The sequence below is a fragment of the Aeromonas hydrophila subsp. hydrophila ATCC 7966 genome, assembly GCF_000014805.1.
Taxonomy (GTDB): domain Bacteria; phylum Pseudomonadota; class Gammaproteobacteria; order Enterobacterales; family Aeromonadaceae; genus Aeromonas; species Aeromonas hydrophila.
On record NC_008570.1, the window covers coordinates 855,716 to 880,301 of the forward strand.

Sequence of the window (24,586 nt, forward strand, 5' to 3'; positions counted from 1 at the left end):
GCTTCGTCGACTAAAGATTGGCCGTCGACCGGGTTATCCAGTAAAATCCTGCCTCCATATCCGGCCCTAACCTAATTTTGAGTGATTCTTGCTCGATGAAACACATTCGTAACTTTTCGATTATTGCGCACATCGACCACGGTAAATCGACCCTGTCGGACCGTCTGATCCAGACTTGTGGCGGCCTGTCCGACCGCGAGATGCAGGCTCAGGTGCTTGACTCCATGGACCTGGAGCGCGAGCGCGGCATTACCATCAAAGCACAGAGTGTGACCCTGAACTACCAGGCACAAGACGGTAACACCTACCAGCTGAACTTTATCGACACCCCTGGCCACGTGGATTTCTCCTACGAGGTCTCCCGCTCGTTGGCGGCCTGTGAAGGGGCGCTGCTGGTGGTGGATGCCGGCCAGGGGGTTGAGGCACAGACTCTGGCCAACTGCTATACCGCCATGGAAATGGATCTGGAAGTGGTGCCAGTGCTGAACAAGATCGACCTGCCGGCCGCCGAGCCGGAACGGGTTGCCGAAGAGATCGAAGACATCGTCGGCATCGACGCGGTCGATGCGGTGCGCTGCTCCGCCAAGACCGGCCTGGGTGTTGACCTGGTGCTGGAAGAGATCGTGGCCCGGATCCCGGCGCCGGAAGGTGATCCGGATGCGCCGCTGCAGGCGCTGATCATCGACTCCTGGTTCGACTCCTATCTGGGCGTCGTGTCGCTGGTGCGGATCAAGAACGGTTCTCTCAAGAAGAACGACAAGATCAAGGTGATGAGCACCGGTCAGGTGTGGGGTGTCGATCGTATCGGTATCTTCACGCCCAAGCAGGTGGACACCATGGGGCTGGGTTGCGGCGAGGTAGGTTGGGTTGTCTGCGGTATCAAGGACATCCACGGCGCGCCGGTGGGCGATACCCTGACCCAGGCCAAGAACGGTGCCGAGAAGGCGCTGGCTGGCTTCAAGAAGGTGAAGCCGCAGGTGTATGCGGGCCTGTTCCCCATCTCCAGCGATGACTACGAGTCGTTCCGCGACGCCCTCGACAAGCTCTCCCTGAACGATGCTTCCCTGTTCTTCGAACCGGAGAGCTCCACTGCGCTGGGCTTCGGCTTCCGCTGCGGCTTCCTCGGCATGCTGCACATGGAGATCATCCAGGAGCGGCTGGAGCGTGAATACGATCTGGATCTGATCACCACGGCGCCGACCGTGGTCTACGAGATCGAGCTGACCGACGGTACCACCATCCACATCGACAGCCCGGCCCAGATGCCCGTCATCACCAGCATCAAGGAGATGCGCGAGCCGATCGCCGAGTGTCACATCCTGCTGCCGCAGGAGTACATGGGCAACGTGATCACCCTCTGTATCGAGAAGCGCGGCGTGCAGACCAACATGGTCTACCACGGCAAGCAGGTGGCGCTGACCTACGAGATCCCGATGGCGGAAGTGGTGCTCGACTTCTTCGACCGCCTGAAGTCCACCAGCCGCGGCTACGCCTCGCTGGACTACGGCTTCAAGCGCTTCGAGACCTCCGACATGGTCCGTCTGGACATCATGATCAACGGTGAGCGGGTCGACGCCCTGGCCATCATCACCCACAAGGAGAACGCCCAGTATCGCGGTCGCCAGGTGGTGGAGAAGATGCGCGAGCTGATCCCGCGCCAGATGTTCGATATCGCCATCCAGGCTGCCATCGGCAACCAGATCATCGCTCGCAGTACCGTCAAGGCGCTGCGCAAGGACGTGACCGCCAAGTGTTACGGTGGTGACGTGAGCCGGAAGAAGAAGCTGCTGAACAAGCAGAAAGAAGGTAAGAAGCGGATGAAGTCTCTGGGCCGTGTCGACGTGCCGCAGGAAGCTTTCCTCGCAATTCTCCACGTCGGAAAGGACTAATAGATGGCAAGCACGTTTTCCCTGATCCTGGTGGTGGTCTGCGCGATCACCGGTGTTATCTGGTGTCTGGACAAGATGATCTGGTCCAAGCAGCGGGCCGCCAAGATTGCCGTGGCCCGTGCCCACGGCGGCGCCCATCTGGACGAGAAAACCCTGGCCAAGGTGGCACCGGTGCCGGTCTGGATCGAGCAGACCGCCGGGGTATTCCCGGTCATCACGCTGGTATTGATCCTGCGTTCGTTCATCTTTGAACCGTTCCAGATCCCGTCGGGCTCCATGATGCCCACCCTGCTGGTGGGCGACTTCATCCTGGTGGAGAAGTTTGCCTATGGCCTCAAGGATCCGGTGACCAACACCAAGTTCCTCGAGACCGGTGAGCCAAAACGCGGCGACGTGGTGGTGTTCAAGTATCCGCTGGATACCCGGGTGGACTACATCAAGCGGGTGGTCGGCATGCCGGGGGATCGGGTCATCTATCGCAACAAGGAGCTGATGATCCGGCCCAAGTGCGATGAGCAGGAAGGGAAAACGTGCCCGGGCTTCCAGAAGCTCGACGTCAAGTTTGAACAAAGGGGTGAATTTACCCAGATGGGGATCCCGCTTGACCGCTATACCGAGCAGCTGGGCGAGGTGTCTCACGAGACCCTGCGCAACCCGCTGATGCCCGATATGGTCGGCCGTTACTACCGCCAGCCCGGTACCTACCCAGACGAATGGGTGGTGCCGGAAGGCCAGTACTTCGTGATGGGTGACAACCGTGACAACAGTACCGACAGTCGTTTCTGGGGCTTCGTGCCCGAGCAGAACCTGGTCGGCAAGGCGGTCGCTATCTGGATAAGTTTTGAATTCGAGCGCGAAGAAGGCTCCCTGCTGCCAGGCTGGGTACCGACAGGGGTGCGCTTCAACCGCATTGGCGGAATCAAGTAAATGAATATCAAGATGAACAGACTGCAGTCCCGTCTCGGGCATGTCTTTCAGGATCAAGAACTGCTGACCCGGGCGCTGACTCACCGCAGCGCCGGTTCCCGTCACAACGAACGACTGGAATTCTTGGGTGACTCCATTTTGAGTCTGGTGATTGCCGATGATCTCTTCCACCGCTTCCCGCAGGCGGCGGAAGGGGATCTCAGCCGCATGCGCGCCACCCTGGTGCGCGAGAAGACCCTGGCCGAACTGGGCCGGGAGTTCGACCTCGGGGATCACCTGATCCTCGGGCCGGGCGAGCTGAAAAGCGGCGGTTTTCGCCGTGAATCCATTCTGGCCGACACGGTCGAGGCGGTGATCGGTGCCGTCTATCTGGATACCAATCTTGAGACGGTACGGACGCTGCTGCTGGGCTGGTACGCCAGCCGCCTGGACGAGATCAAGCCGGGCATAGAGCAGAAGGATCCCAAGACCCGTCTGCAAGAAATTCTGCAGGGAAGCCGCAAATCCCTGCCGACCTACACAGTGACCAACGTCAAGGGCGAAGCCCACAACCAGGAGTTCACCGTCCAGTGTGACGTGGAAGGCCTGGATGGTCCGCTGGTCGGGGTCGGCACCAGCCGTCGCAAGGCCGAACAGGCCGCAGCGCAGCAAGCATTGGAAAAACTGTCATGACAGATACCACTTATTGCGGCTTTGTCGCCATCGTGGGCCGCCCCAACGTGGGCAAGTCCACCCTGCTCAACAAGCTGCTTGGCCAGAAGGTCAGCATCACCTCGAAGAAACCCCAGACCACCCGTCACCGGATTCTGGGGATCGACACCGAGGAGAACTACCAGACCATCTATGTCGATACACCGGGTCTGCACATCGAAGAGAAACGGGCCATCAACCGCCTGATGAACCGCGCCGCCACCAGTTCGCTGGGGGACGTGGCCATGGTGGTGTTCATGGTCGACGGGACTCACTGGACCAAGGACGACGAGATGGTGCTGGGCAAGTTGCGCCACCTCAAGTGCCCGGTGGTGCTGGCGGTCAACAAGATCGACAACGTCAAGGAGAAAGAGGATCTGCTGCCGCACCTCGAGTGGCTGGGCCAGCAGATGAACTTCGCCCACATCCTGCCCATCAGTGCCGAGAAGGGCACCAACGTGGAGAAGATCCGCGAGTGGGCCAAGGATCTGCTGCCGGAGAACGTCCACTTCTTCCCGGAAGACTACGTGACCGACCGCTCTTCCCGCTTCATGGCCTCCGAGATCATCCGCGAGAAGCTGATGCGCTTCACCGGTGAGGAGCTGCCCTACTCGGTGACGGTGGAGATCGAGCGCTTCAAGGTGGAAGAGAACGGCCTCTACCATATCCATGGCCTTATTCTGGTGGAGCGCGACGGCCAGAAGAAGATGGTCATCGGCAACAAGGGCGAGAAGATCAAGACCATCGGTACCGAGGCGCGCCTCGACATGGAGCGACTGTTCCAGAACAAGGTGCACCTGGAGTTGTGGGTCAAGGTCAAATCCGGTTGGGCTGACGACGAGCGCGCCCTGCGCAGTCTCGGCTACGGTGACGACTGATTGCTGACCCCGGCTTTCGTCATCCACAGTCGGCCCTATCGGGAGACCAGCCAGCTGGTCGAGGTTTTCACCCAGGATAGTGGCCGTTTTACTCTGGTGGCTCGCGGTTCTCGCGGGCCACGCTCGCCTCTGAAGGGGCTGTTGCAACCCTTTACCCTGCTCACCATCGCCTGGCGCGGCAAGGGCGATCTCAAGAATCTCACCCAGGTGGAGTGCCCCGATCACTCCCTGCGGCTCGGCGGCGATCGCCTCTTCTACGGCCTCTATCTCAACGAGCTGGTCTACTACCTGCTGGAAGCGCACACCCCGTTCCCGGAAGTGTTTGACGCCTATGCCCGCACCATCATGGCGCTGGCCGACGGCGAGACGCCGGAGCTGCCGCTGCGCCGCTTCGAATTCCTGCTGCTGCAGGCGCTCGGCTACGCGGTGGACTTCGAATATGCCGCCGACGACGAGTCGCCGATCCAGCCCGAGCTGCTGTACGGCTTCGAGCGTGAATTGGGCTTTGTCGCTTGCGAGCGGGCGCCGGATCCCCGTACCCTGTTTCTCGGCGCGCACCTGCTGGCCTTTGCCGAGGGGCACTTCGACAGTCCGCCCCTGCTGCAGGCGGCCAAGCGTTTCAGCCGGCTGGCGCTGCAACCCTATCTGGGGCGGCGCCAGTTGAAGAGCCGGGAGCTGTTTTTAAAACGCCGTAATAGCTTGGGTTAACCGCCCTGCGGCGTTACCCAACACGGCAAGAATGTTACCTAGGTCCGATTACGCTGCGCTAATCGAACCTACGAGCTGCCACACACGTGACATATGGATATCGGCGCTGGCGCCAAGGCGGCAGTTGCACAGTTAACAGCGAAGAGTTTCAAGGAGTCCTCAATGAGTGAAATCTATCTGGGTGTGAACATCGATCACATCGCCACCCTGCGCAACGCCCGCGGCACCCAGTACCCGGATCCGGTGCAGGCCGCCTTTGTGGCCGAGCAGGCCGGTGCCGATGGCATCACTGTGCACCTGCGCGAAGATCGCCGCCACATCACCGACCGCGACGTGGAGATCCTGCGCCAGACCATCCAGACCAGAATGAACCTGGAGATGGCGGTGACCGAAGAGATGATCGGCATCGCCTGCCGCATCCAGCCCCACTTCGTCTGCCTGGTGCCGGAGAAGCGCACCGAGGTGACCACCGAGGGTGGCCTGGACGTGGCCGGCCAGCTGGACAAGGTGACTGACGCCGTGGCCCGCCTCTCTGCTGTCGGCGCTCAGGTATCCCTCTTCATCGATGCGGATCCGCTGCAGATCGATGCCGCCGCCGAGAGCGGCGCCCCCTTCATCGAGATCCACACCGGTCGTTACGCCGATGCCACCACGGATGCGGAGCGCAACGCCGAGTTCAAGCGCATTGCCGCCGGTGCCTCCTATGCCGCCGGCAAGGGCTTGAAGGTCAATGCCGGCCACGGCCTGCACTACCACAACGTCAAGGCCATCGCCGCCATCCCCGAGCTCTATGAGCTCAATATCGGCCACGCCATCATCGGCCGCGCCGCCTTCGACGGCCTGGCCAAGGCGGTCAGCGACATGCGCCTGCTGATGCAGGAAGCCCGTCAGGGGATCTGAGCTGTCGGCAGGGGCTGAGCCCCGCGGTACGAAGAGAAAAGGGACGCCACGGCGTCCCTTTTTGTCAGCTCAAACTTGGTCTGGGTCAGGATTTTTCCGCAGCCGCGGGTTTGGCTCCCGCCGGGGTCAGCTCCAGGGTGATGAGCTCCAGCGGCGCCAGGGTGATGAGGCTGGGGGCATCGAGGGTGGCCGGTACGCTGGCATTGCTGCCGTAGCGCGACTGCACCGTGAAGCGGGTGGCCTCGCCCGCCGGGATCTCCAGCTGGCGTTGAGGCTCCAGCAGGAATGTCTGCGGCTGGCTGGAGGGATTGCGCAGGGTGATGAAGGCGCGGCTCGGACTCCAGGCCGCCCAGCCATACACCGCCAGCAGGGTGGGATCGCCGCCGATCCAGTGGCTGTCGAACAGCACGGCCTGGTTCTGCTGCGACCAGAGCGCCGCCTTGGCCAGCAGGTCCCAGTTCTGGCCGCTCAACAGTTCCGGCGTGAGATAGAGCTCCTGCAACTGGGTGCCGGTGGCGAAATAGCTCCAGGCCTGATCGGCGAAGTCTTGCGGTGACTGCCGATCCAGATGCTTGGCCTGTTTGGCATAGACCAGTCCGTGCAGCATCAAGGAGTTGAGCGGAAACAGGGGGCCGTTCTTGACGATGGAGCGATAGGTCTCGGCATCCCGGTAGGTGATCCACTGCTGTACCCTGGAGCCGGGTCCGTAGAAGTTGATGTCATCGCCGCCGCGCCAGATGGAATCGGCAAAGAACAGCCAGGCGGGGGAGGCGGTGGTGCCGGTGGTCAGGTTGATGAACACCTTCGGATTGGCGGCTCGCGCATCTGCGATCAGGTGGATGGCGGCATCGAAGTCGCTGGTGAAGCGACTCCCCTCGATCAGCTTGTCCGCATTGCCGGTCCCGTCGAACTTGAAGTGGGTGACTCCCTGATCCTTGATGAGCGACATCACCTTCTGGTGGAAGTTCTGGTAGTAGACCGGACCGGAGAGGGCGAACTTGCCATCGCTCAGCTCATAGCCGAACTCGGCGGCATGGGAGACCCGCTCATCCCTTGGCTTGTTGTAGCCACCCCAGGGGGAGAGCCAGATCCCGAGCTGGGCATGGTAGCGTTCGGCCGCACGCTTGAGCTTGCTGAAGCCGTTGGGGAAATCCTTGCTGAAACCCCAGTTGCCCAGTCGATCGTCCCAGCCGTCGTCAAACAGAAAGCCGTTCATGGGCACGCCGCGCCGGCTGATCAGCGCCTCGCCGAACTGATCGATGCGCTTGAGTGCCTCGGCCTCCGTGTAGGGATTGAAGAAGCCGATGTCGAGCCAGGAGTTGTAATGCAGGTAGGGGGCGTAGGGGCGATCGCGGGCCTCGTTGAGGAAGCGGTTGAAGTCGCGCCTGAGCTGACCCTCGCCAAAGGTGCCGACATAGGTGCGATAGCTGAGCGGCTTGCCCTGGGCGAGCGGCAGCTTGAGCGGGATCAGCTGGCTGACGCCACCCTCGTAGGCCCGGGTATTGACCAGCGGATTCTGGGGGGTAATGAAGAAGCTGTCGCTGACGATGGGCGAGCTGTTGATGGCGCCATAGACAAACGGCGCCTGGGAGTGGAAGGGAAGCATGGAGAAGCCGTTGATCTTTTTGCCGTTCTTGAGGGTGTCGAGGGCAAAGTCGATGCTGGCGTAGCGCTTGTCCCGGCCCAGCCGGATGGCGCTCTTGACCACGAAGTCGGCATTTTCCAGCGCCATCTCGATCCGGTCGTCGCTCTTGGTGAATGCAGTGACCTTGAAATCGGCGGAGGGGGTCAGCCGATCATCCGTCCCCTTGATGTCGAACAGGTTGTCAGAGCGAATGAGATCGCCGTTGGCGGTATTGGTGAAGGTCAGCTCCCGGAACTTGCCGGCATCGGTTTCGACCTTGATACGGTACTGGTCACCCTCCAGCGACAGGGTCTCTGCCTGGGCGAAGGGGGTCAGCATGAGCAGCAGCGTCATGGCGGTACGTGCGTGCATGGTTGTCTCCATGTGTTGATGTGAGTCAGATGTGAGTCGGCAGAACCTCGCCTGTGATACCGGGATGGAGGCGGGCTCGCCGCAGCGGGCCCGGCTCGGGGATTACAGCTTGCCGTCGCTCATGCACATGCGGATCTTGGCGGCGACCACCTCCTCCATGGCGGCCATGGCGGGCACCAGATACTGGCGCGGATCGCTGGCATCCGGGTGGGCGGCGAGGAAGGCCTTCATGGCGTCGGAGAAGGCGATCTTCAGCTCGGTGGCCACGTTGACCTTGCACACCCCGAGCTCGATGCAGCGGCGCACGTCCCGGTCGGGAATGCCGGAGGCACCGTGCAGCACCAGCGGTACCGCTACCCTGGCCCGGATGGCGGCAAGGCGATCGAAGTCGAGGCGCGGCTCCTCCTTGTAGAGGCCGTGGGCCGTGCCGATGGCCACGGCGAGGGAGTCGATGCCGGTGCGCGCCACGAACTCGGCCGCCTTGTCCGGGTCGGTCAGATGGGCGTTGGCGGCGTCCACTATCAGGTCATCCTCCTGTCCGCCGAGCTGGCCCAGCTCGGCCTCCACGCTTGCCCCCATGCGGTGGCAGAAGGTGACGACCCGCTGCACCTTGGCGACGTTCTCCTCGAACGGCAGATGGGAGACGTCGATCATGGCGGAGTGGATGCCGGCCTCGACCTTGTAGTGGATATCCTGCTCGTCCTCGTGGTGGTCCAGATGCAGTACCAGCGGAATGCGGTACTGGTGGGCTGCCGAGGCGCAGATGGAGACCAGGTACTCGACCCCGGCGTGGCGGTAGGTGCCCGGCGTGGCCGCCAGGATCACCGGGGAGTGCAGCTTGGCGGCGGTGCGGGCCACCACCTCGACGGTCTCCAGGTTGTGGATGTTGAAGGCGGGCACCGCATAGCCGCGGCGCTGGGCATCTTTAAGCATTTCGTGGGACGAGATCAGATACATGAGGACTCCTTGGCACCCTGGCGGGCACCAGCTTCAGGGAAAGAGAGCGGGGTTGGGGCGGGGAGGATCTCCCGGCCCGCTACCCAGATATGTTGTTGATTGAGTTCCGCGGTCAGGGCGAGCAGGTTGGCCTGCTTGCCGACGGCCAGCGAGCCGAGGCGATGTTCCATCCCCAGCAGCCGGGCCGGTGCCAGCGAAGCCATGCGGATGGCCTCCTCCAGCGGCACGCCGGCCAGCTGCACCATGTTGCGCACGGCGCCGAGCAGGGTGAGGGTGCTGCCCGCCAGGCCGCCGGTGTCGGTGCGCACCACCCCGTCCTTCATCTCCACCCGGTAGTCGCCGAGCAGGTAGTGGCCGTCCGGCATGCCGGCGGCGCGCATGGCGTCCGTGATGAGCAGCAGGCGATCCCTGGCGCAGCAGTGACAGAGTCTGAGCACGCTCGGATGGACGTGGTGGCCGTCGGCGATGAGCTCCAGCCAGGCATCGGGATGCACCAGGCCGGCGCCGACCATGCCGGGTTCTCTGTGGTGCAGGCCGCGCATGCCGTTGAAACAGTGCACCAGCCCGGAGGCTCCCGCCGCCAGCGCCGCCATGGTGGTGTCGTGGTCGGCGGCGGAGTGACCCAGCATCACCCGGATGCCGGCCTGCTTGAGATGACGGATGGCGGCCAGCGCCCCGGCCTTTTCGGGGGCGAGGGCGACCACCTTCAGGGTGCCTCGCGCCACCTGTTGCAACCGGTCGAGCTCCGCCAGATCCAGCTCCCGGAACAGGGCCGGATCATGGGCGCCCTTGTTGTCCGGGGTAAAATAGGGCCCCTCCAGATAGCTGCCGAGCAGTTGCGCGCCCGGCAGGGGGCTCGCCATGGCATCGGCGATGCGAGTGAGGGTGCTGAGGATGGCGGGCAGCGGGGCGGTGACCGTGGTGGCGAGAAAGGCACCCACCCCTTCTGCCGCCTTGGCAAGGGAGAGGCGGGCCAGGGCGTCGGCCGCCTCGTCCATCACGTCGACGCCGGCCCCGCCGTGAACGTGGCCATCGATGAGGGCGGGCACCAGCAGCTCGACCTCCCGCTCCGGGTCGTCGGCCGGGATGGGGTCGATGGCGGTGATGACGCCCGCTTCATGGGTCAGTACCTGATGTTCCAGCCAGCCCTGCTCGGTCAGCAGGCGGCGGGCGCGGATCCGCTCTGCCATCTAGATCCCCTCCTCGGCCAGCGTCTCGGCCCGCTCGCGCGCCAGCTCGTCCACCAGGCTGGTGAGGCCGCGATGACCGCAGCACAGCGCCTGTTCGCGAAACTGGGACGGGGTCAGCTCGCCGCGCTCCATCACCATCTCCAGCAGCAGCTGCAGATTGGTGCCGGTGACCACCTCTCGCCCGGGTTGGCGCAGCGCCAGGGTGGAGGCGACCCGAAACGGGGTTCCCCCCAGCAGGTCGGTCAGAAAGACCACGCCATCCCCTCGTTCCACCTGGGTCAGAGCGGTTTCGCACTGATCCTGCAGCAGGGCCGTGGTGGAGGCCTCGGGAAAGTCGATGGCGACCACCGCCTCCTGATCGCCGAGGATCTGCAACATGGCTTGTTCCATGCCGCTGGCGAAGCCGCCGTGTCCGCAAATGATGATGCCCAACATAATCTGTTCCTTTACAGCAAAGGGCCGGCCTGGTGCCGGCACCGGATTAGAGGAAGCCTGCAAACTTGCCGACGATGCCGAGCACGACTGTGATGACGATGAGGCGCAGCGGGCTCCAGCCGCGGCGGATCAGCCCATACATGGCCAGGGTGTAGAGCAGCGGCAGGAAGGCGGGCATCAGCTTGTCGAGCACGTCCGCCTGCAGCTTCACCACCGCATCGCCGGCGGTGATCTCCAGGGTGGTGCCGAGCCGCACATAGGTGGCGACCAGGGCGCCGATCACCGTCATGCCGACGATGGAGGCGGCATGGCCCACCTTGCGGGTGTTGGCCTTGATGAGCGGAATGGCGGCCACCCCCATGCGGTAGGCGTAGTGCGCCAGCCCGAAGCGCAGACCGAAGTGCACCAGGTTGAACAGTAGAAAGAAGACCACAGCCCCCATGATGGAACCCTGCAGGGCCAGGTCGGCGCCGATGCCGCCGCAGATGGGCAGCAGGGTGAGCCAGAACATGGCATCGCCGATCCCGCCGAGCGGGGCGCCGACCGCGATCTTGGTGCTCTGGATGCTGTTGACGTTCTGCTTGGAGCGCTCCATCGCCAGTACTATCCCCATCACGAAGGTGACCAGGAAGGGGTGGGTGTTGAAGAAGCCCATGTGCCCCTTCATCGCCCGGGAGAGATCCTTGGGGTTGGTGTGAATCTTCTGCAGTGCCGGCAGCAGGCCGTAGAGCCAGCCGGAGGCCTGCATCCGCTCGTAGTTGAAGGAGGCCTGCAGCAGCAGGGAGCGCCAGGCGAAGCGGTTGATGTCCTGGCGGGTCAGCTCGGCCCCCAGTTGCTGATCTTCGTAGATGTCGTCGGAGACGGTGCGGGTCGGTTGCGGCTCGGCCGCCTGGGTCAGCCGGGTGGCGGTGTTGTTAGATGCCATCTTCAGTTTCCTCCTGGATGGGGCGGGCTTGTGGCGCCGGGTCCTTGCGCATGAAATCGATCAGAGCCATGGCCAGGGCGGCCGCGGCGATGGCCAGCACCGGCAGCTTGAGCCAGGCGGCGGCAACGAAACCGAGGATGAAGTAGGGGATGTAGACGTTCTTCATCATGATCTTGAGCAGCACGGCGAAGCCGATGGCGGGCATGATGCCGCCGGCGACGCCGAGGCCGTCGATGAGACGGGCGGGCAGCACGTCGATGGCGGTCTTGGCGTGTTCGGCGCCGAAGTAGGTGGGCAGGAAGGCACACAGGAAGTAGAAGGAGCCGAGCGCCAGCAGCGCCAGGTAGTTGACCCGCTCGATGCCGCGCACATCCCCCTGCTCCGCCATCCGGTCACAGCGGGACATGACCCCCGACATCACCGAGAAGAGGAAGGTGATCCCCATCTGCACCGCCACCGCGAACGGCACCGCGACCCCGACCGCCACATCCGGCTTGACCCCGGTGGTGATGGCGAAGGTGGCGCCGACTATGGTGCCGATGATGACGTTGGGCGGCTGGGCGCCTGCCAGCGGGGCCAGCCCCATCCAGACCAGCTCCAGGGTGCCGCCCACCAGAATGCCGGTGGGCAGGTCGCCGAGGATCAGGCCCACCAGCGGGCCCAGTACCACGGGCCGGTGGAAGTGGGTCAGGCCGTTGAACAGGTCAAGCCCGGCGAAGAACGCCAGCATGCCCAGCAAGAGCCCTTGCAACAAACTGATTTCCATCACAATTGTCCTTAATCAGATGAGGTTGAAAATGTCCTGTGCCGGTTCGGTCGGCACCCCCTGGACAAAGCAGGCGACGTGGGCGTCCTGCAGGGCGCGAAACGCCGCTATGTCCGACTCGTCCACCGATACCGTCTTGTGGATCTGACGCTTGCCGTCGGCGTAGTGCATGTTGCCGACGTTGATGCGGGGGATGGGCACCCCGCCCTCCACCAGGGTGCGAAAGTCTGCCGGACTCTTGCACACCAGCAGGATCTTCTGGCGATCGGCGGCCTTGCCGATGTTGTCGATCACCTTCTGCAGCGGCCAGAAGCGCACTGCGATGCCTTCTGCCAGCACCATCTCCATCAGGTTCTGCTGGATGGGGTCCTCTGCGACTTCGTCATTGGCGACCAGCACCAGATTGGCGCCGGCGAAGCCGACCCATTGCACGCCGACCTGACCGTGGATCAGGCGCTCGTCGATACGGCTCAGCACTATGTTCGGCATCAGACGCCTCCTTGCTGGTTGAACGGATAGATGTTGACCCCCTGCACGACCCGGTTGACCCGCCCGCTTGGGCAGGGGTTGTCCGGGGTGATGCCCAGCACCAGCGCGGTGTGGAAGGCGTAGTACTGGGCGTAGAGCAGGTAGCAGAGCGCCAGCTCGGCGTCGTCACCATTAAGGGGGGTGGGCAGGTAGATATGTTCGCCGGCGCTGATGAGCGGATCCGACCGGTCGGCCAGGGCGACCACCCGGGCGGCATGGCCGTCCTGGCGCAGCTCGCCGAGCAGGTCCAGGTCGTACTGGCGGGTATAGGGATCGTTGGACACCAGCAGCACGATCAGGGTCTGCCGATTGATGGCCGACTTGGGCCCGTGGCGAAAGCCGGTGGGGGAGTCGTGCATGGCCATCACCTGGCCGGCGGTGAGCTCCAGCAGCTTGAGGGCCGCCTCCTGGGCTACCCCCTGCAGGCTACCGCTGCCAAGGTAGATGACCCGCTCCGGCAGCGGTCGATCCCACTCGGGCACCTTCAGCTCGGCCTGGGGCAGGATGGCGTCCCCCAGCGCGATGAGCGGCTGGCTGGCGATCGGGTTGAACTGGCGCGGCAGGAACACCGCCAGACAGCTCAGCATCATGCTGGTGAGGCTGCTGGTCATGGCAAAGCTGCGGTCGTGGGTCTGGGGAGGCATCAGCAGCGCCAGGGAGCGGGCATCCTTCTGACAGCGGCGATAGAGCTCCCCCTCGCCGTTGCAGGTCAGCACCAGGTGGTGGCACTCGCTCAGCAACTGGCTGGCCAGCTCGACCGCCGCCACGCTCTCCGGGCTGTTGCCGGAGCGGGCGAAGGAGATGAGCAGGGTCGGGCAGTCCTGTGCCAGGTATTCGCCCGGATCGGTGACGATGTCGGTGGTGGCGATCGCCTCGAAGCGGCTGTTGAGGCGGGCACTGAGATAGGGGGCGAGGGCGCGGCCGGCAAAGGCGGAGGTGCCGGCGCCGGTCAGGATCACCCGCAGGTTGCCCCGCGACAGCAGGGGCAGCAGGAAGCGCTCTATGGTGGCGCGGCACTCCTCCACCATGGTGAGGGTCTCCCGCCAGGTGGCGGGTTGCTGGCGAATTTCACGGGCGGTGGCCAGGCCGTTGGCCGACCGCAGCGTCTCTTCTGGATAACCAAGGATCATCTCTACAACTCCTTATACAACCGGGGTCAGCCGGGAGTGGCTGGCGGGGACGGCGCTGCAGGCCGCCGCGTATTGGCGCAGCACCTCCTGCACCTGATCGAGAATGAGGTCGTGAACCCGGGGCGACAGCGTGCCCTGGCGCACCTTGCGGTATTGCAGCGGCAGGTGCTGGCTGAGCAGCGGCAGGGGAATGGGTTCGGCGGCCAGGTTGGCCAGCAGCCGGGCGTAACAGTCGTCGACCCGGCTGTCGGGCCAGTAGTAGCGAATGCGATCGGAGTAGCTGTAGCCGCGGGCCAGCCGGCACTCGTTGGGGCTGCCCTGATAGTGGCTGCGCCAGAAGTCGGGGCGATCCAGCATGGTCTCTTCCAGCACCTGGCGCAGGCCCGAGCAGGCCTTGGCCACCACCAGCTCCTCCTCGATGGCGGCGAGGGCAAACAGTGCCTCGCGCAGGGCAAAGGTGAGGGCGGGGCCGACCTTGAGGATGGCGAAGTGATCGCGCACCAGCTGGCGGTAGGCGTCCGGGGTCTGGTAATCGGTGGAGTGGGCCTCGAACACCAGATGGGGATAGGCCTCGATCATCCGGCTCAAGGGGGCGGCCCGCTCGGGACGGTAGTCGATGACGTGGGTGTGGTCGAACTCCACGCCAGGCTGCACCACCAGACCGATCACCCGCGGCCAGATCTGGACCAGTCCGGCCTGCTCGAAGGCCTGCTGGTGGGCGACCAGGGTGTGGCGCGCCGCCTCCGGCGTGGTGACTGCCAGCTCGGCCAGCTCTTCGTGGGCGCCACCCGGTACGGGCACTTCGGTGCCAATCACATAGACCAGGTCGCTGTGGCCAAACTGCTGGGTGGCGGTCTGCTCGGCCACGTTTGCCAGCCGGGCGGCACGCGCCGCCACCAGCTCGTCGGTCAGCGGCACCGGATCCCCCTGGCAGGACATGCTGCAGTCGAGGTGGATCTTCTTGAAGCCAGCCGCGACATAGCTGGCGATAAGACCCTCGGCGTGGGCCATGGCCTGTTCGGCGGGCTCGCTCTGCCAGCGGTTGGGGCCGAGGTGATCCCCACCCAGAACCAGCCGCTGCACGGGAAAGTCGCATTCGGCGGCGAGTCGGTGCAGCAGGTCGCGAAAGTCGGCCGGCGTCATGCCGGTGTAGCCGCCAAATTGATCCACCTGATTGGAGGTGGCCTCGACCAGCAGCAGCTGATCCCCTTGCGCCGCCAGTCGCAGGGCCGCCTCCAGCACCAGCGGATGGGCGGAGCAGACGGCGTAGATCCCGACCTGCTCCCCCTGCTTGTGTTGTGCGACCAGATCCAGCATTGATTTCATTTCCCTCTTCCTCTTGGCCTGAACAAGATGCTTTGCTTTCGATTTCTTTCTTTACCCTAGGCGTACGGCGTTCGAAACGAAATAAAAGCGTGTTCACATCTTGAGCAAGATCACAAAAAGAAATGAATCGAAAGTGTTGTGGCCTTTTTAGGGAGTCTGACGGCACTTTTCAATTCAATGAAAGCTTGATTTGCCATCGAGGCTGAGTGTTAATAGGGAAACGTAACGAAGTGAAAGCTCTACTTTCACCACAGGACTCCGGCAGAGAGACTATGCAAATCACCGAAAAGAGCGTGCTCGGCACCAGCGAGCGACGGGAGCGCATCATTCAACAGCTGCGCAGCAATGGCAGCGTTCAGGTCAACGAGCTGGCCGGCCACTATCAGGTCTCCACCGTCACCATCCGCAACGATCTGGCATTTCTGGAGAAACAGGGGGTGGCGGTGCGCGCTTACGGCGGCGCCCTGTTGTGTGAATCCGGCCAGCCGGTGGCCGAGCACACCATCGCCGACAAGAGCGTGCTCAACACCCCGGTCAAACAGCGCATCGGCGCCATGGCGGCGAGCCTGGTGCAGCCCGGTTGCCGCCTCATTCTCGATTCGGGTACCACCACCCTGGAGGTGGCACGCCACCTGCGCGATCACCAGGAGATAGTGGTGATGACCAACGGCATGAACGTGGCGAATGCCCTGCTGGAGGCGGAAGGGGTGGAGCTGCTGATGACGGGCGGCCATTTGCGCCGCAAGTCGCTCTCCTTCTACGGTGCCCAGGCGGATCTCTCCTTGCAGAACTATCACTTCGATCTGCTGTTTCTCGGGGTGGATGGCATCGATCTGGAGCGCGGCGTCAGCACCCATCACGAAGACGAGGCCAGGCTCAACCGCTGCATGTGCCACGTGGCCGAGCGGATCATCGTCGTGACCGACTCCAGCAAGTTTGGCCGGCTGAGCCTGCACAAGATCATCGATACCCGGCGCATCCACACCCTGATCACCGACGACGCCATTGCGGCCGAGACCCTGGCCGGTCTGCGTCAGGCCGGGATAGAGGTGCTGTTGGTGGAGGCCTGAGCCGGCACTCGATGGAGAATGCGAAAGAGGGACGCCGCGGCGTCCCTCTTTCGTGGTTGGGGGCAAAGCTCAGCGTTGCTCGGGAAAATAACGCTCGAGCAGGGCAGTGAGGATGGCCTGGCTCTCGGCATCCGGTTCACTGCTGACCAGGGCGGGCCGAAAGTGGAGCTGGAAGGCGCGCAGAGCGGCGCGGCTCTGCTCGTCCCAGCTGCCGCTCGGGGCGACGCCGTAGCCGTAGCGGGCCAGTCGTTGCTGCCAGCCGAGGGCATCCCAGGCCGGTGCCGGCTGCTGGCGCAATTCGGCCAGCCGGGTTTCGTCGGGCCAGGCTCCCACCCCGTAGTGTAGGGCCAGTTCGCGCCAGGGGAAGTGGGGGCCGGGATCCTGCTTGCGCTCGGGGGCGACATCGCTGTGAGCCAGCACCTGGGTGGGGGGGATCTGGTAGCGCTCGACCAGCTCGCGGGTGAGGGCGCCGAGGGCGGCTATCTGTGCCTGGGTGTAGGGCTGCCAGTGCCGCTGGTGGGCGGGCAGCAGCTCGTCTTGTGGCGGGTAGCCGAGATTGACGATCTCGATGCCGAGCGAGCTGGCGTTGAGCCCTGCATATTGATGCCAGCGACTGCGGCCGGCATGCCAGGCGCGCTGGCTGTCGGGCACCAGCTGGTAGACCGGCAGCGGCCGCTCATCGGTATCGCGCGGGATCAGGTAGTGGGCGCTCACCTGATGGGCCGGCTCGGTCAGCAGGCGCAGGGAGTGGCCATCGTCTTCGTCCGTGTAGTGCAGGATCAGAAAGGCGATGCGCTCGTTCTGGCTGGCGCTCTGATAGTCGTGGTTGAGCCGATAGGGGGCGGGCTGGCAGGCGCAGAGCAGCAGGGCGAGGCAGAGCGCAAACCCGTGGCAACGAGTGCCCGGGAGGTGAACACCCAGTTGCCATGGCCGGCGCCACCCACCGGCCGCCTGCTGGCGGGATGACGGTGAGTGCAGACGCCGGCCCATGGTTCAGCCGCGATACTTGGCGGTGAGACCGATGAGGAAGTTGCGCAGGATCTGATCCCCGCAATCCTGATAGTGCTTGTGGTCCCGCGAACGGAACAGGGCGCTCAGCTCGGACTTGGAGAGGTTGAAGTGGGCCAGCTTGAGGGTGCCCAGCATGTCCTCTTCCTTGAAGTTGAGGCCGATGCGCAGCTTGCGCAGGATCATGTTGTTGTTGATCCGGTTCGGGATCACCTGGGCCGGCGCATCTTCCCGCGCGCCGCGGCGCACCAGGATGAAGCCGTCGAGGAACTGGCTCAGGGCCGAATCCGGACAGGCGGCAAAGCCCGCTTCCTGCTCTTCCCCTTCCTCCGCCTCTTTGATCAGCCAGCCGTGCAGCTGGGCATGGGTGACGGTCAGGTTGCCCTTGGCAAACATGTCGACCATCTGGTCGTTGCTGATGCTGAGGGCGTAGCGCAGGCGGCGCAAAATATCGTTGTTGGTCATGTCGACTCCTGTGGAAACGGCGCAACTTTACCATCTGGCGGGGCCCGCGTCAGAAAAAGCGGGTTGCCCGGTTCAGGATAGATAGCGTGGTGCCTCCTGGCGTACCTGCTCCATCGCATCCTGCAGCTCCAGCAGCTCGGGCTCGAGTTCGGCCACCGGCACCCCGTCGCGCAACTGCTGTTCCAGCTGGGAGAGCAGCCGCTGCAGGCCGGGGACGCCGGAATAGGCGCAGCCGCCGTTGAGGCGATGGAGCTGGGCTAGCACCTCGCTATCCTCCACCTGGCCGGCAAGCGCCGCCTCCAGCACCGGATCCACCTCGTCGAAACTGGCCATCAGCATGGTCAGCATCTCCTTGGCCAGATCCAGCTTGCCCGCCGCCTGGCGCACCGCCAGCGCCCAGTCGATCTGCTGGCTGGCGTGATTCTGGTGGCGACGATGGGCGAAGTCGGTGATGAGCTTGGCCAGCATGGCCTCGTCGATGGGCTTGGCCAGGTAGTCGTCCATGCCCTGGCGGATCAGCCGCTCCCGCTCGCCGAGAATGGCGTGGGCGGTGACCGCGACGATGGGTGTCTCGGTGTTGAGGGACTGGCTGCGAATCGCCTGGGTGGCGCTGATGCCGTCCATGATCGGCATCTGGATATCCATGAAGATGATGTCGAACGGCTGGCTCTGGGCCAGTCTGACCGCCTCCTTGCCGTTCTTGCACACCACCACCTGGCTCACCATCTCCTTGAGCATGGCGGCGATGAGCTTGAGGTTGGCGGCGTTGTCGTCCACCGCCAGCACCTTGATCTCCTGCACGCTGCGCGGGGAGGGGGTCGGCAGCGGGGCGCTGCGGACCGCCTCGGGGGAGAGCAGGGCGTGCAGCAGCTTGCGGTGGTTGATGGGTTTGGAGAGGCAGTGCTGGGCACCGTGGGCCAGCATGGCCTCATAGAGCGAAGGCTCGTGGCTGTTGAGCAGCACTATGGTGTTCTGCTGGCGATCCAGCCCGTCGAGGCGCGCCACCACCTGCTGCGGGCTGTGCTGGGTACCGCTGCCGATGATCACCATGTCCTGGCTGCTCATTTCGGGCCAGGGGGCGTCGCTGGCCAGGGATTGCACCTCCAGCTGCCACTCCGCCAGCAGGGAGCAGAGGGCCGAGTGGCTGAAGGGATCCGGCTCCAGCAGCCAGACCCGCTTGCCCTGAATGCGATCCAGCGGCAGTTTGTCGGTCTGGGGCAGGGGAGAAACCTCCAGATCTAGGCTGAAGGAGAAGACAGAGCCCTTGCCGAGCTCGGATTCGAACCGGATCTGGCCACCCATCTGCTGCACCAGCTTCTGGGTGATGACCAGGCCCAGGCCGGTGCCGCCATAGCGGCGGGAGATGGAGGAGTCGGCCTGGTTGAAGGCCTGGAACAGCTGACGCTGCTGCTCTTCCGAGATGCCGATGCCGGTGTCGCGGATCAGCACGTTGAGCCGCACCTTGCTGCCGCTGGCACTGCCGATCTGTTCGATGCGCACATCCACGTTGCCGTGCTCGGTGAACTTGATGGCGTTGCCGGTGAGGTTGGTCAGCACCTGCTGCAGGCGCATGGGGTCGCCGGTGAGGTAGTCCGGCACCTCGGCATCCACCTGCAGGGAGAGCTCCAGCTGCTTGTCGTGGGCGCTGGGGCCGAGCAGGTGCATGGTCTCGTTGAGGGTGTCGCGCAGGCTGAAGGGGATGTGCTCCAGCTGCAGCTTGCCCGCCTCCAGCTTGGAGAAGTCGAGGATGTCGTTGATGATGCCGAGCAGGTTGCGGGCCGACTTCTCGATGGTCTGCATGTAGTCGGTCTGGCTCGGAGTCAGGCTGGTCTTGAGCAGCTGGCGGGTAAAGCCGATGACCCCGTTGAGTGGGGTGCGCAGCTCGTGGGACATGTTGGCGAGGAACTCCGACTTGACCCGCGCCGCCTCCTGCGCCCGTTTCTTGGCCATGTCGAGCTCGACGTTCTGGATCTCGATCTGCTCCAGGGTCTCGCGCAAGTCGGAGGTGGCCTGATCGATGTTCTGCTGCATCTCCTCGTGGTATTCCGAGAGCGCCTTGGCCATGGCGTTGATGCCGTTTTTCAGCATGTCCAGCTCGCCGGTGAGCTGACCGCTGACCCGGGTATCGAGCCGCCCCTCCCTGATCTTGTGCACCGCCTGCACCATGTCGGTGATGGGCTGGGTCACGCTCTTGACCAGTCTAAAGCCGAACAGGGTACTGAAGGCGATGCCGATGAGCACCATGATCACCGCGAAGAAGGTGTCGCGGTACTGCAGGATCATGGCCCGGTCGGTGGTCATCTGCATGGAGATGTAGCCGATCATCGGCGGCTCCACGTCGCTTGGCAGCGGGAAGCCATCCATGCTGGTCTCGGCCTGGATCGGGGTGCGCAGTATGATGTCGTCGCCATAGAGGGTGACGCTGGTGAGCTCGGGGATCTGGCTGCCGTCCGGCAGCCGCAGCCGGGTGAAGTCCCTGTGGTAGTTGGACGTCACGAACAGCTGGTTGTCCTGGGTGAAGACGGCAATGGACTTGATGAGCGGCGAGTTCTTGCGGTGGGTGAGGCCGATCAGCCGCTTGAGCGACTCGCGGCTGTGCTGGGTCATCCCGTATTCGCTGGCGATGGCCAGCGGCTCTATGATGTTGATGCCCTGATCGATGAGGTTGTTTTCCAGCTGCTGATAGCGGTGGAAAGTGAAATAGCCGGCCATCAGGCCGCCGATGATCAGGGTCGGCAAGATGGTAAAGGCCAGCACACGCGCCCGAAGGCCGTATTTGGTCATGCGGATGGTCCCCCGATGAGCAGGGTTGGCAATGGCGTAAACGAGCGGGAGCGGGCCCACAGGCCGTATTTGGTCATACTATTATTCTTGTGGGACAATAGCCTGCTGCAGATTCCACAATCATGGCATAGCCACCTATAGGCACCAAGTTTTATGGCCCAGTTTTTCAAGCCCCAAAAGAAATCCACCCAGCCCCAACGCATTGAATTTACGGTAGACAGTCTGGATCACCACTGCGTCGGGATCGGCCGCCACCAGGGCAAGGCGATCTTCATCGAAGGAGCGCTGCCCGGTGAGCTGGTCAAGGCCCGCATCCTTGAAGACAAGAAGCAGTATGCCCACGCCGCCCTGCAACAGGTGGTGACGCCGGCGGCCAATCGCATCGCCCCCTTCTGCAGCCACTACCGCGAGTGCGGCGGCTGCAGTGCCCAGCACCTGGCCGAAGCGGATCAGCGCGCCGCCAAGGAGGCCGGCCTGGTCAGCCTGTTCGAGCGGCTCGGTAACATCCAGCCCCCGGCGCTGGAGCCCGTGCTGGGCGGTGAGTCCCGCGCCTATCGCCGGGTCTGCCGGCTGGCCATCAAGTTCGACAAGAACGGCCGCTGCACCCGGGTGGGCTTTCGTCGCCGTCAGTCGAACGATCTGGTGGAGATCGGCGGTTGCCCTGTGCTGGCCGAGCCGCTCTCCGTGCTTATCACCCCGCTGCGCGAGTGTCTCAACCGTCTCAAGAGCCAGCGCGAGCTGGGCCATGTTGAGCTTATCCAGGCCGAGCAGGGGATCCTGATGCTGCTGCGCCATACCGGTCGGCCGACCGAGGCGGATCGGGCGCAGCTGATCGAGTTTGCCAAGACGCAGGGGATCGACCTCTATCTGCAGGCGGCCGACGAGCAGATTGAGCCGCTGCACCAGCAGTTTGCCCCCTCCTACTCGCTGGATGGCCTGTCTCTTGCATTCGCTCCTGGTGACTTCATTCAGGTCAATGCGCCGGTCAACCAGCGCATGGTGGAGCAGGCGCTCTCCTGGCTGGAGGCGGGCAAGGATGACAAGGTGCTCGATCTGTTCTGCGGCATCGGCAACTTTACCCTGCCGCTGGCCCGTCAGGCTCGCGAAGTGGTGGGGGTAGAAGGGGAGCTGGCCATGGTGGCGCGTGCCGAAGAGAACGCCCGTCGCAACGGCATCAACAATGCCCGTTTCTACAAGGCGGACTTGGGCGGCGACATCGCCGGCATGTCCTGGGCCCGGGAAGGCTTCGATCTGGTGCTGCTGGATCCGGCCCGCCCCGGTGCGTTCGAGGTGATGGAGCACGTCGTGAAACTTTCACCCAGACGGGTGGTCTACGTTTCCTGTAATCCGGTCACCCTGGCGCGCGACAGCCAGGTGCTGGTGAAAGGGGGCTACCGGCTGGTGCGCCTCGGCATGCTCGACATGTTCCCCCATACCGGCCATCTGGAGTCCATGGCGCTGTTCGAGCGCAAGTAACGGGCGCTGCGGGGCAGATGAAACGCTATGGCCAAAGGAGCGTCGGCTCGCCAGGTCGGGTGGTGTCTGCCCGGTCCATAACGCTGTCTGGGCGGCCATGATTGGGGTAATCTAGACCCTCGTAAATCGGCAGGGGCTGGCGGAGAACTCTATTGTCTTTCTTGACAATATGCCTTGAAAAAATCTCCGCATATCCCCATTTGAGGCATTCTCATGAGGGGGAGGGGGCGACGGCCTTCGGCCCAATAATTTAAAGGATTGATACCATGGTTGCGGTTCGCGATATTCATTTGAAAGACAACTTCACCCTGGAGGAGTGGGTCAGCTCGCTCACTCTGAGTGACAGTGACAAGGATCAGCTGCGAACCGTCTACCAGTACTGTCTGACGCTCGGTGACGAAGCGCTCACCAACCGCCTGCTGGTCCGCGGGGTCGAGATGGTGGGCATTCTGCTGATGCTCAGCATGGATCTCGGCACCCTCAAGGCCGCCATCATCTACCCCTTCGTGGAAGCCGGTCTCATCAGCCAGGAGCGGATGGACGAGGACTTCGGCCCCAAGATTGCCAAGCTGGTGGAAGGGGTGCTGGAGATGGAGGCCATCCGTTCCCTGCAGACCCTGCACCGCAGTGAAACCTCGCCGGAACAGGTCGACAACGTGCGGCGCATGCTGCTCGCCATGGTCGAGGATGTGCGCGCCGTGGTGATCAAGCTGGCGGAGCGGATCGCCTGCCTGCGGGAAGCGAAGAAGGCGGATGAAGAGACCCGGGTGCTGATGGCCCAGGAGATCACCAACATCTACGCGCCGCTGGCCAACCGGCTCGGCATCGGTCAGCTCAAGTGGGAGCTCGAGGATCTCGCCTTCCGCTACCTGCACCCGGATACCTACAAGCAGATCGCCAGGCAGCTCGACGAGAAACGGCTCGATCGGGAGCGCTACATCCGCGAGTTCGTGCAGTCCCTGCGCGATGCCCTGAAAGAGGCGGGAGTCGAGGCCGAGGTCTACGGCCGGCCGAAACACATCTACAGCATCTGGCGCAAGATGCAGAAGAAGCACCTCGAATTCAACGAACTGTTCGACGTGCGCGCGGTGCGGGTGGTGACCAAGCGGTTGCAGGATTGCTATGCGGCGCTCGGCATCGTTCACACCCACTTCCACCACATTCCCCGCGAGTTTGACGACTACGTCGCCAACCCCAAACCCAACGGCTATCAGTCCATCCACACCGTGGTGGTGGGGCCCGAGGGCAAGACGGTGGAGATCCAGATCCGTACCGACCAGATGCATCAGGATGCCGAGCTCGGCGTGGCGGCGCACTGGCGCTACAAGGAAGGGGCTCAGGCCGGCGGCAAGGCCAACACCTTCGAAGACAAGATCGAGTGGCTGCGCAAGTTGCTCGCCTGGCAGGAAGATCTCTCCGAGAGCGGTTCCCTGCTCGAGGATCTGCGCAGTCAGGTGTTCGAGGACAGGGTCTACGTCTTCACCCCGAAAGGGGATGTGATCGATCTGCCGGCGGGCGCCACCCCGCTCGATTTTGCCTATCACGTGCACAGCATGATCGGCCACCGCTGCATCGGCGCCAAGATCGACGGCCGCATCGTGCCGTTCACCTATGCGTTGCAGACCGGCGATCAGGTGGAGGTGATCACCCAGAAGGAGCCGAACCCGAGCCGCGACTGGATGAACCCCAACTCCGGCTTCCTACGCTCCAGCCGGGCGCGGGCCAAGGTGGCCACCTGGTTCAGAAAGCTGGATCGGGACAAGAACATCGCCGCCGGCAAGGAGCTGCTGGAGAAGGAGCTCGACAGGCACAACCTGACCCTCTCCAAGGTGGACAAGGTGGTGCTGGAGCGCTTCCATGCCGACGAGCTGGAAGATCTGCTGGCTGGCATCGGCAGTGGCGACATCCGCATCAACCAGCTGCTGAACTACCTGGATACCCGCTACAACAAGCCGACAGCGGAAGAGGAAGATCGCCGCCTGCTGGAGAAGCTGGAGCAGAAGGCCAACGTGCCGTTCCGGCCCAAGCCCAAGGATCACATAGTGGTGGAAGGGGTCGGCAACCTGATGACCCATATCGCCCGTTGCTGCCAGCCCATTCCGGGGGACGGCATCCAGGGCTTCATCACCATGGGGCGCGGCGTCTCCATCCACCGCGAGGATTGCGAGCAACTCAAAGAGCTCTCCCGTCGCAACCCGGAGCGACTGATCGACGCGGTATGGGGGGAGAACTACTCCGGCGGCTACGGCCTCACCATCCGCATCCTCTCCAACGACCGCTCCGGCCTGCTGCGCGACATCACGACCGTACTGGCCAACGAGAAGATCAACGTGATGGGGGTGCGTTCGCGCTCCAACGTGCGCGAGCAGACCGCCGAGATCGACATGGAGCTGGAGATTTACAACATCAACGCCTTCAACCGGGCGTTGGCCAAGCTCAGTCAGCTCAACGACGTGATCAGCGCCAAGCGCCTCTGATTGTCATCAACAACCAACTCGTGACCGACCGCCAGGTCGGTCACTGTTTTTCCCCTGCGTT

The 24,586-nt window shown here is 63.6% G+C and carries 21 protein-coding genes; 9 read left to right on the forward strand and 12 right to left on the reverse strand.

Annotation, left to right across the window (positions count from 1 at the left end; genetic code table 11):
* Nucleotides 1-95 precede the first annotated feature (95 nt).
* The 6 genes from lepA to pdxJ all read left to right on the forward strand — a co-directional run bounded on the left by lepA (nt 96) and on the right by pdxJ (nt 5,992).
* Entirely contained in the window at nt 96-1,889 is a 1,794-nt protein-coding gene (gene lepA / locus AHA_RS04025; protein ID WP_011704747.1) for a translation elongation factor 4, read from the forward strand.
* Nucleotides 1,890-1,892: 3 nt separating this feature from the next.
* Nucleotides 1,893-2,816: a signal peptidase I gene (gene lepB / locus AHA_RS04030; RefSeq protein ID WP_011704748.1), complete on the forward strand. Its 924-nt coding sequence runs from the start codon at nt 1,893-1,895 to the stop codon at nt 2,814-2,816.
* The gene (gene rnc / locus AHA_RS04035; protein ID WP_011704749.1) at nt 2,817-3,488 is read left to right on the forward strand and encodes a ribonuclease III; all 672 of its coding nucleotides are present in this window, start codon (nt 2,817-2,819) and stop codon (nt 3,486-3,488) included. It abuts the gene before it with no gap.
* A complete protein-coding gene (gene era / locus AHA_RS04040) occupies nt 3,485-4,384 on the forward strand; it encodes a GTPase Era (RefSeq protein WP_011704750.1) in 900 nt (299 codons plus the stop codon). The genes rnc and era overlap by 4 nt, the downstream gene beginning before the upstream one ends.
* On the forward strand, nt 4,385-5,092 hold the full coding sequence (gene recO / locus AHA_RS04045; protein WP_011704751.1) for a DNA repair protein RecO: 708 nt from the start codon (nt 4,385-4,387) through the stop codon (nt 5,090-5,092).
* Between the two features lie 162 nt (nt 5,093-5,254).
* On the forward strand, nt 5,255-5,992 hold the full coding sequence (pdxJ, locus tag AHA_RS04050) for a pyridoxine 5'-phosphate synthase (RefSeq protein ID WP_011704752.1): 738 nt from the start codon (nt 5,255-5,257) through the stop codon (nt 5,990-5,992).
* A gap of 85 nt (nt 5,993-6,077) precedes the next feature.
* On the opposite strand, the gene ast is transcribed toward pdxJ, so the two are convergent.
* From ast to kbaZ, 9 genes are all read right to left on the reverse strand, one after another.
* Nucleotides 6,078-7,988, reverse strand: a complete 1,911-nt coding sequence (ast, locus tag AHA_RS04055; RefSeq protein ID WP_011704753.1) for a thermostable cytotonic enterotoxin Ast — start codon at nt 7,986-7,988, stop codon at nt 6,078-6,080.
* A 102-nt stretch (nt 7,989-8,090) separates the two neighbouring features.
* The gene (locus AHA_RS04060) at nt 8,091-8,945 is read right to left on the reverse strand and encodes a tagatose bisphosphate family class II aldolase (protein WP_011704754.1); all 855 of its coding nucleotides are present in this window, start codon (nt 8,943-8,945) and stop codon (nt 8,091-8,093) included.
* Nucleotides 8,936-10,135, reverse strand: coding sequence for an N-acetylglucosamine-6-phosphate deacetylase (nagA, locus tag AHA_RS04065; RefSeq protein ID WP_011704755.1), 1,200 nt, complete (start codon nt 10,133-10,135; stop codon nt 8,936-8,938). Before nagA ends, AHA_RS04060 begins: the two co-directional genes overlap by 10 nt.
* Nucleotides 10,136-10,570: a PTS galactosamine/N-acetylgalactosamine transporter subunit IIA gene (gene agaF / locus AHA_RS04070; RefSeq protein WP_165444125.1), complete on the reverse strand. Its 435-nt coding sequence runs from the start codon at nt 10,568-10,570 to the stop codon at nt 10,136-10,138.
* 46 nt (nt 10,571-10,616) lie between these two features.
* Nucleotides 10,617-11,495 carry a PTS N-acetylgalactosamine transporter subunit IID gene (gene agaE / locus AHA_RS04075; protein ID WP_011704757.1) on the reverse strand — a complete coding sequence of 293 codons (879 nt, stop codon included), beginning with the start codon at nt 11,493-11,495 and terminating at the stop codon, nt 10,617-10,619.
* Nucleotides 11,485-12,261, reverse strand: a complete 777-nt coding sequence (gene agaW / locus AHA_RS04080) for a PTS N-acetylgalactosamine transporter subunit IIC (RefSeq protein ID WP_011704758.1) — start codon at nt 12,259-12,261, stop codon at nt 11,485-11,487. The genes agaE and agaW overlap by 11 nt, the downstream gene beginning before the upstream one ends.
* 15 nt (nt 12,262-12,276) lie before the next feature.
* Nucleotides 12,277-12,750 carry a PTS N-acetylgalactosamine transporter subunit IIB gene (gene agaV, locus AHA_RS04085; RefSeq protein WP_005309404.1) on the reverse strand — a complete coding sequence of 158 codons (474 nt, stop codon included), beginning with the start codon at nt 12,748-12,750 and terminating at the stop codon, nt 12,277-12,279.
* A complete protein-coding gene (locus AHA_RS04090; RefSeq protein ID WP_011704759.1) occupies nt 12,750-13,919 on the reverse strand; it encodes an SIS domain-containing protein in 1,170 nt (389 codons plus the stop codon). Before AHA_RS04090 ends, agaV begins: the two co-directional genes overlap by 1 nt.
* A gap of 12 nt (nt 13,920-13,931) precedes the next feature.
* Nucleotides 13,932-15,245 (reverse strand): tagatose-bisphosphate aldolase subunit KbaZ, encoded by a 1,314-nt coding sequence (gene kbaZ, locus AHA_RS04095; protein WP_011704760.1) that lies wholly within the window; start codon nt 15,243-15,245, stop codon nt 13,932-13,934.
* 272 nt (nt 15,246-15,517) lie between these two features.
* Between kbaZ and AHA_RS04100 the strand changes: the two genes are divergently transcribed.
* The gene (locus AHA_RS04100) at nt 15,518-16,315 is read left to right on the forward strand and encodes a DeoR family transcriptional regulator (protein WP_011704761.1); all 798 of its coding nucleotides are present in this window, start codon (nt 15,518-15,520) and stop codon (nt 16,313-16,315) included.
* Between the two features lie 69 nt (nt 16,316-16,384).
* Here the strand turns inward: AHA_RS04100 and AHA_RS04105 are convergent, their stop codons facing one another.
* From AHA_RS04105 to barA, 3 genes are all read right to left on the reverse strand, one after another.
* The gene (locus tag AHA_RS04105) at nt 16,385-17,305 is read right to left on the reverse strand and encodes an N-acetylmuramoyl-L-alanine amidase (protein WP_011704762.1); all 921 of its coding nucleotides are present in this window, start codon (nt 17,303-17,305) and stop codon (nt 16,385-16,387) included.
* 3 nt (nt 17,306-17,308) lie between these two features.
* Nucleotides 17,309-17,788 (reverse strand): YehS family protein, encoded by a 480-nt coding sequence (locus tag AHA_RS04110; RefSeq protein ID WP_011704763.1) that lies wholly within the window; start codon nt 17,786-17,788, stop codon nt 17,309-17,311.
* A gap of 72 nt (nt 17,789-17,860) precedes the next feature.
* Nucleotides 17,861-20,572: a two-component sensor histidine kinase BarA gene (gene barA / locus AHA_RS04115; protein WP_011704764.1), complete on the reverse strand. Its 2,712-nt coding sequence runs from the start codon at nt 20,570-20,572 to the stop codon at nt 17,861-17,863.
* A gap of 153 nt (nt 20,573-20,725) precedes the next feature.
* On the opposite strand from barA, the gene rlmD reads away from it, so the two are divergent.
* Both rlmD and relA read left to right on the forward strand, forming a co-directional pair.
* Nucleotides 20,726-22,048 carry a 23S rRNA (uracil(1939)-C(5))-methyltransferase RlmD gene (rlmD, locus tag AHA_RS04120; RefSeq protein ID WP_011704765.1) on the forward strand — a complete coding sequence of 441 codons (1,323 nt, stop codon included), beginning with the start codon at nt 20,726-20,728 and terminating at the stop codon, nt 22,046-22,048.
* 266 nt (nt 22,049-22,314) lie between these two features.
* Nucleotides 22,315-24,525 (forward strand): GTP diphosphokinase, encoded by a 2,211-nt coding sequence (relA, locus tag AHA_RS04125; RefSeq protein ID WP_011704766.1) that lies wholly within the window; start codon nt 22,315-22,317, stop codon nt 24,523-24,525.
* The last annotated feature ends 61 nt before the right edge of the window (nt 24,526-24,586 follow it).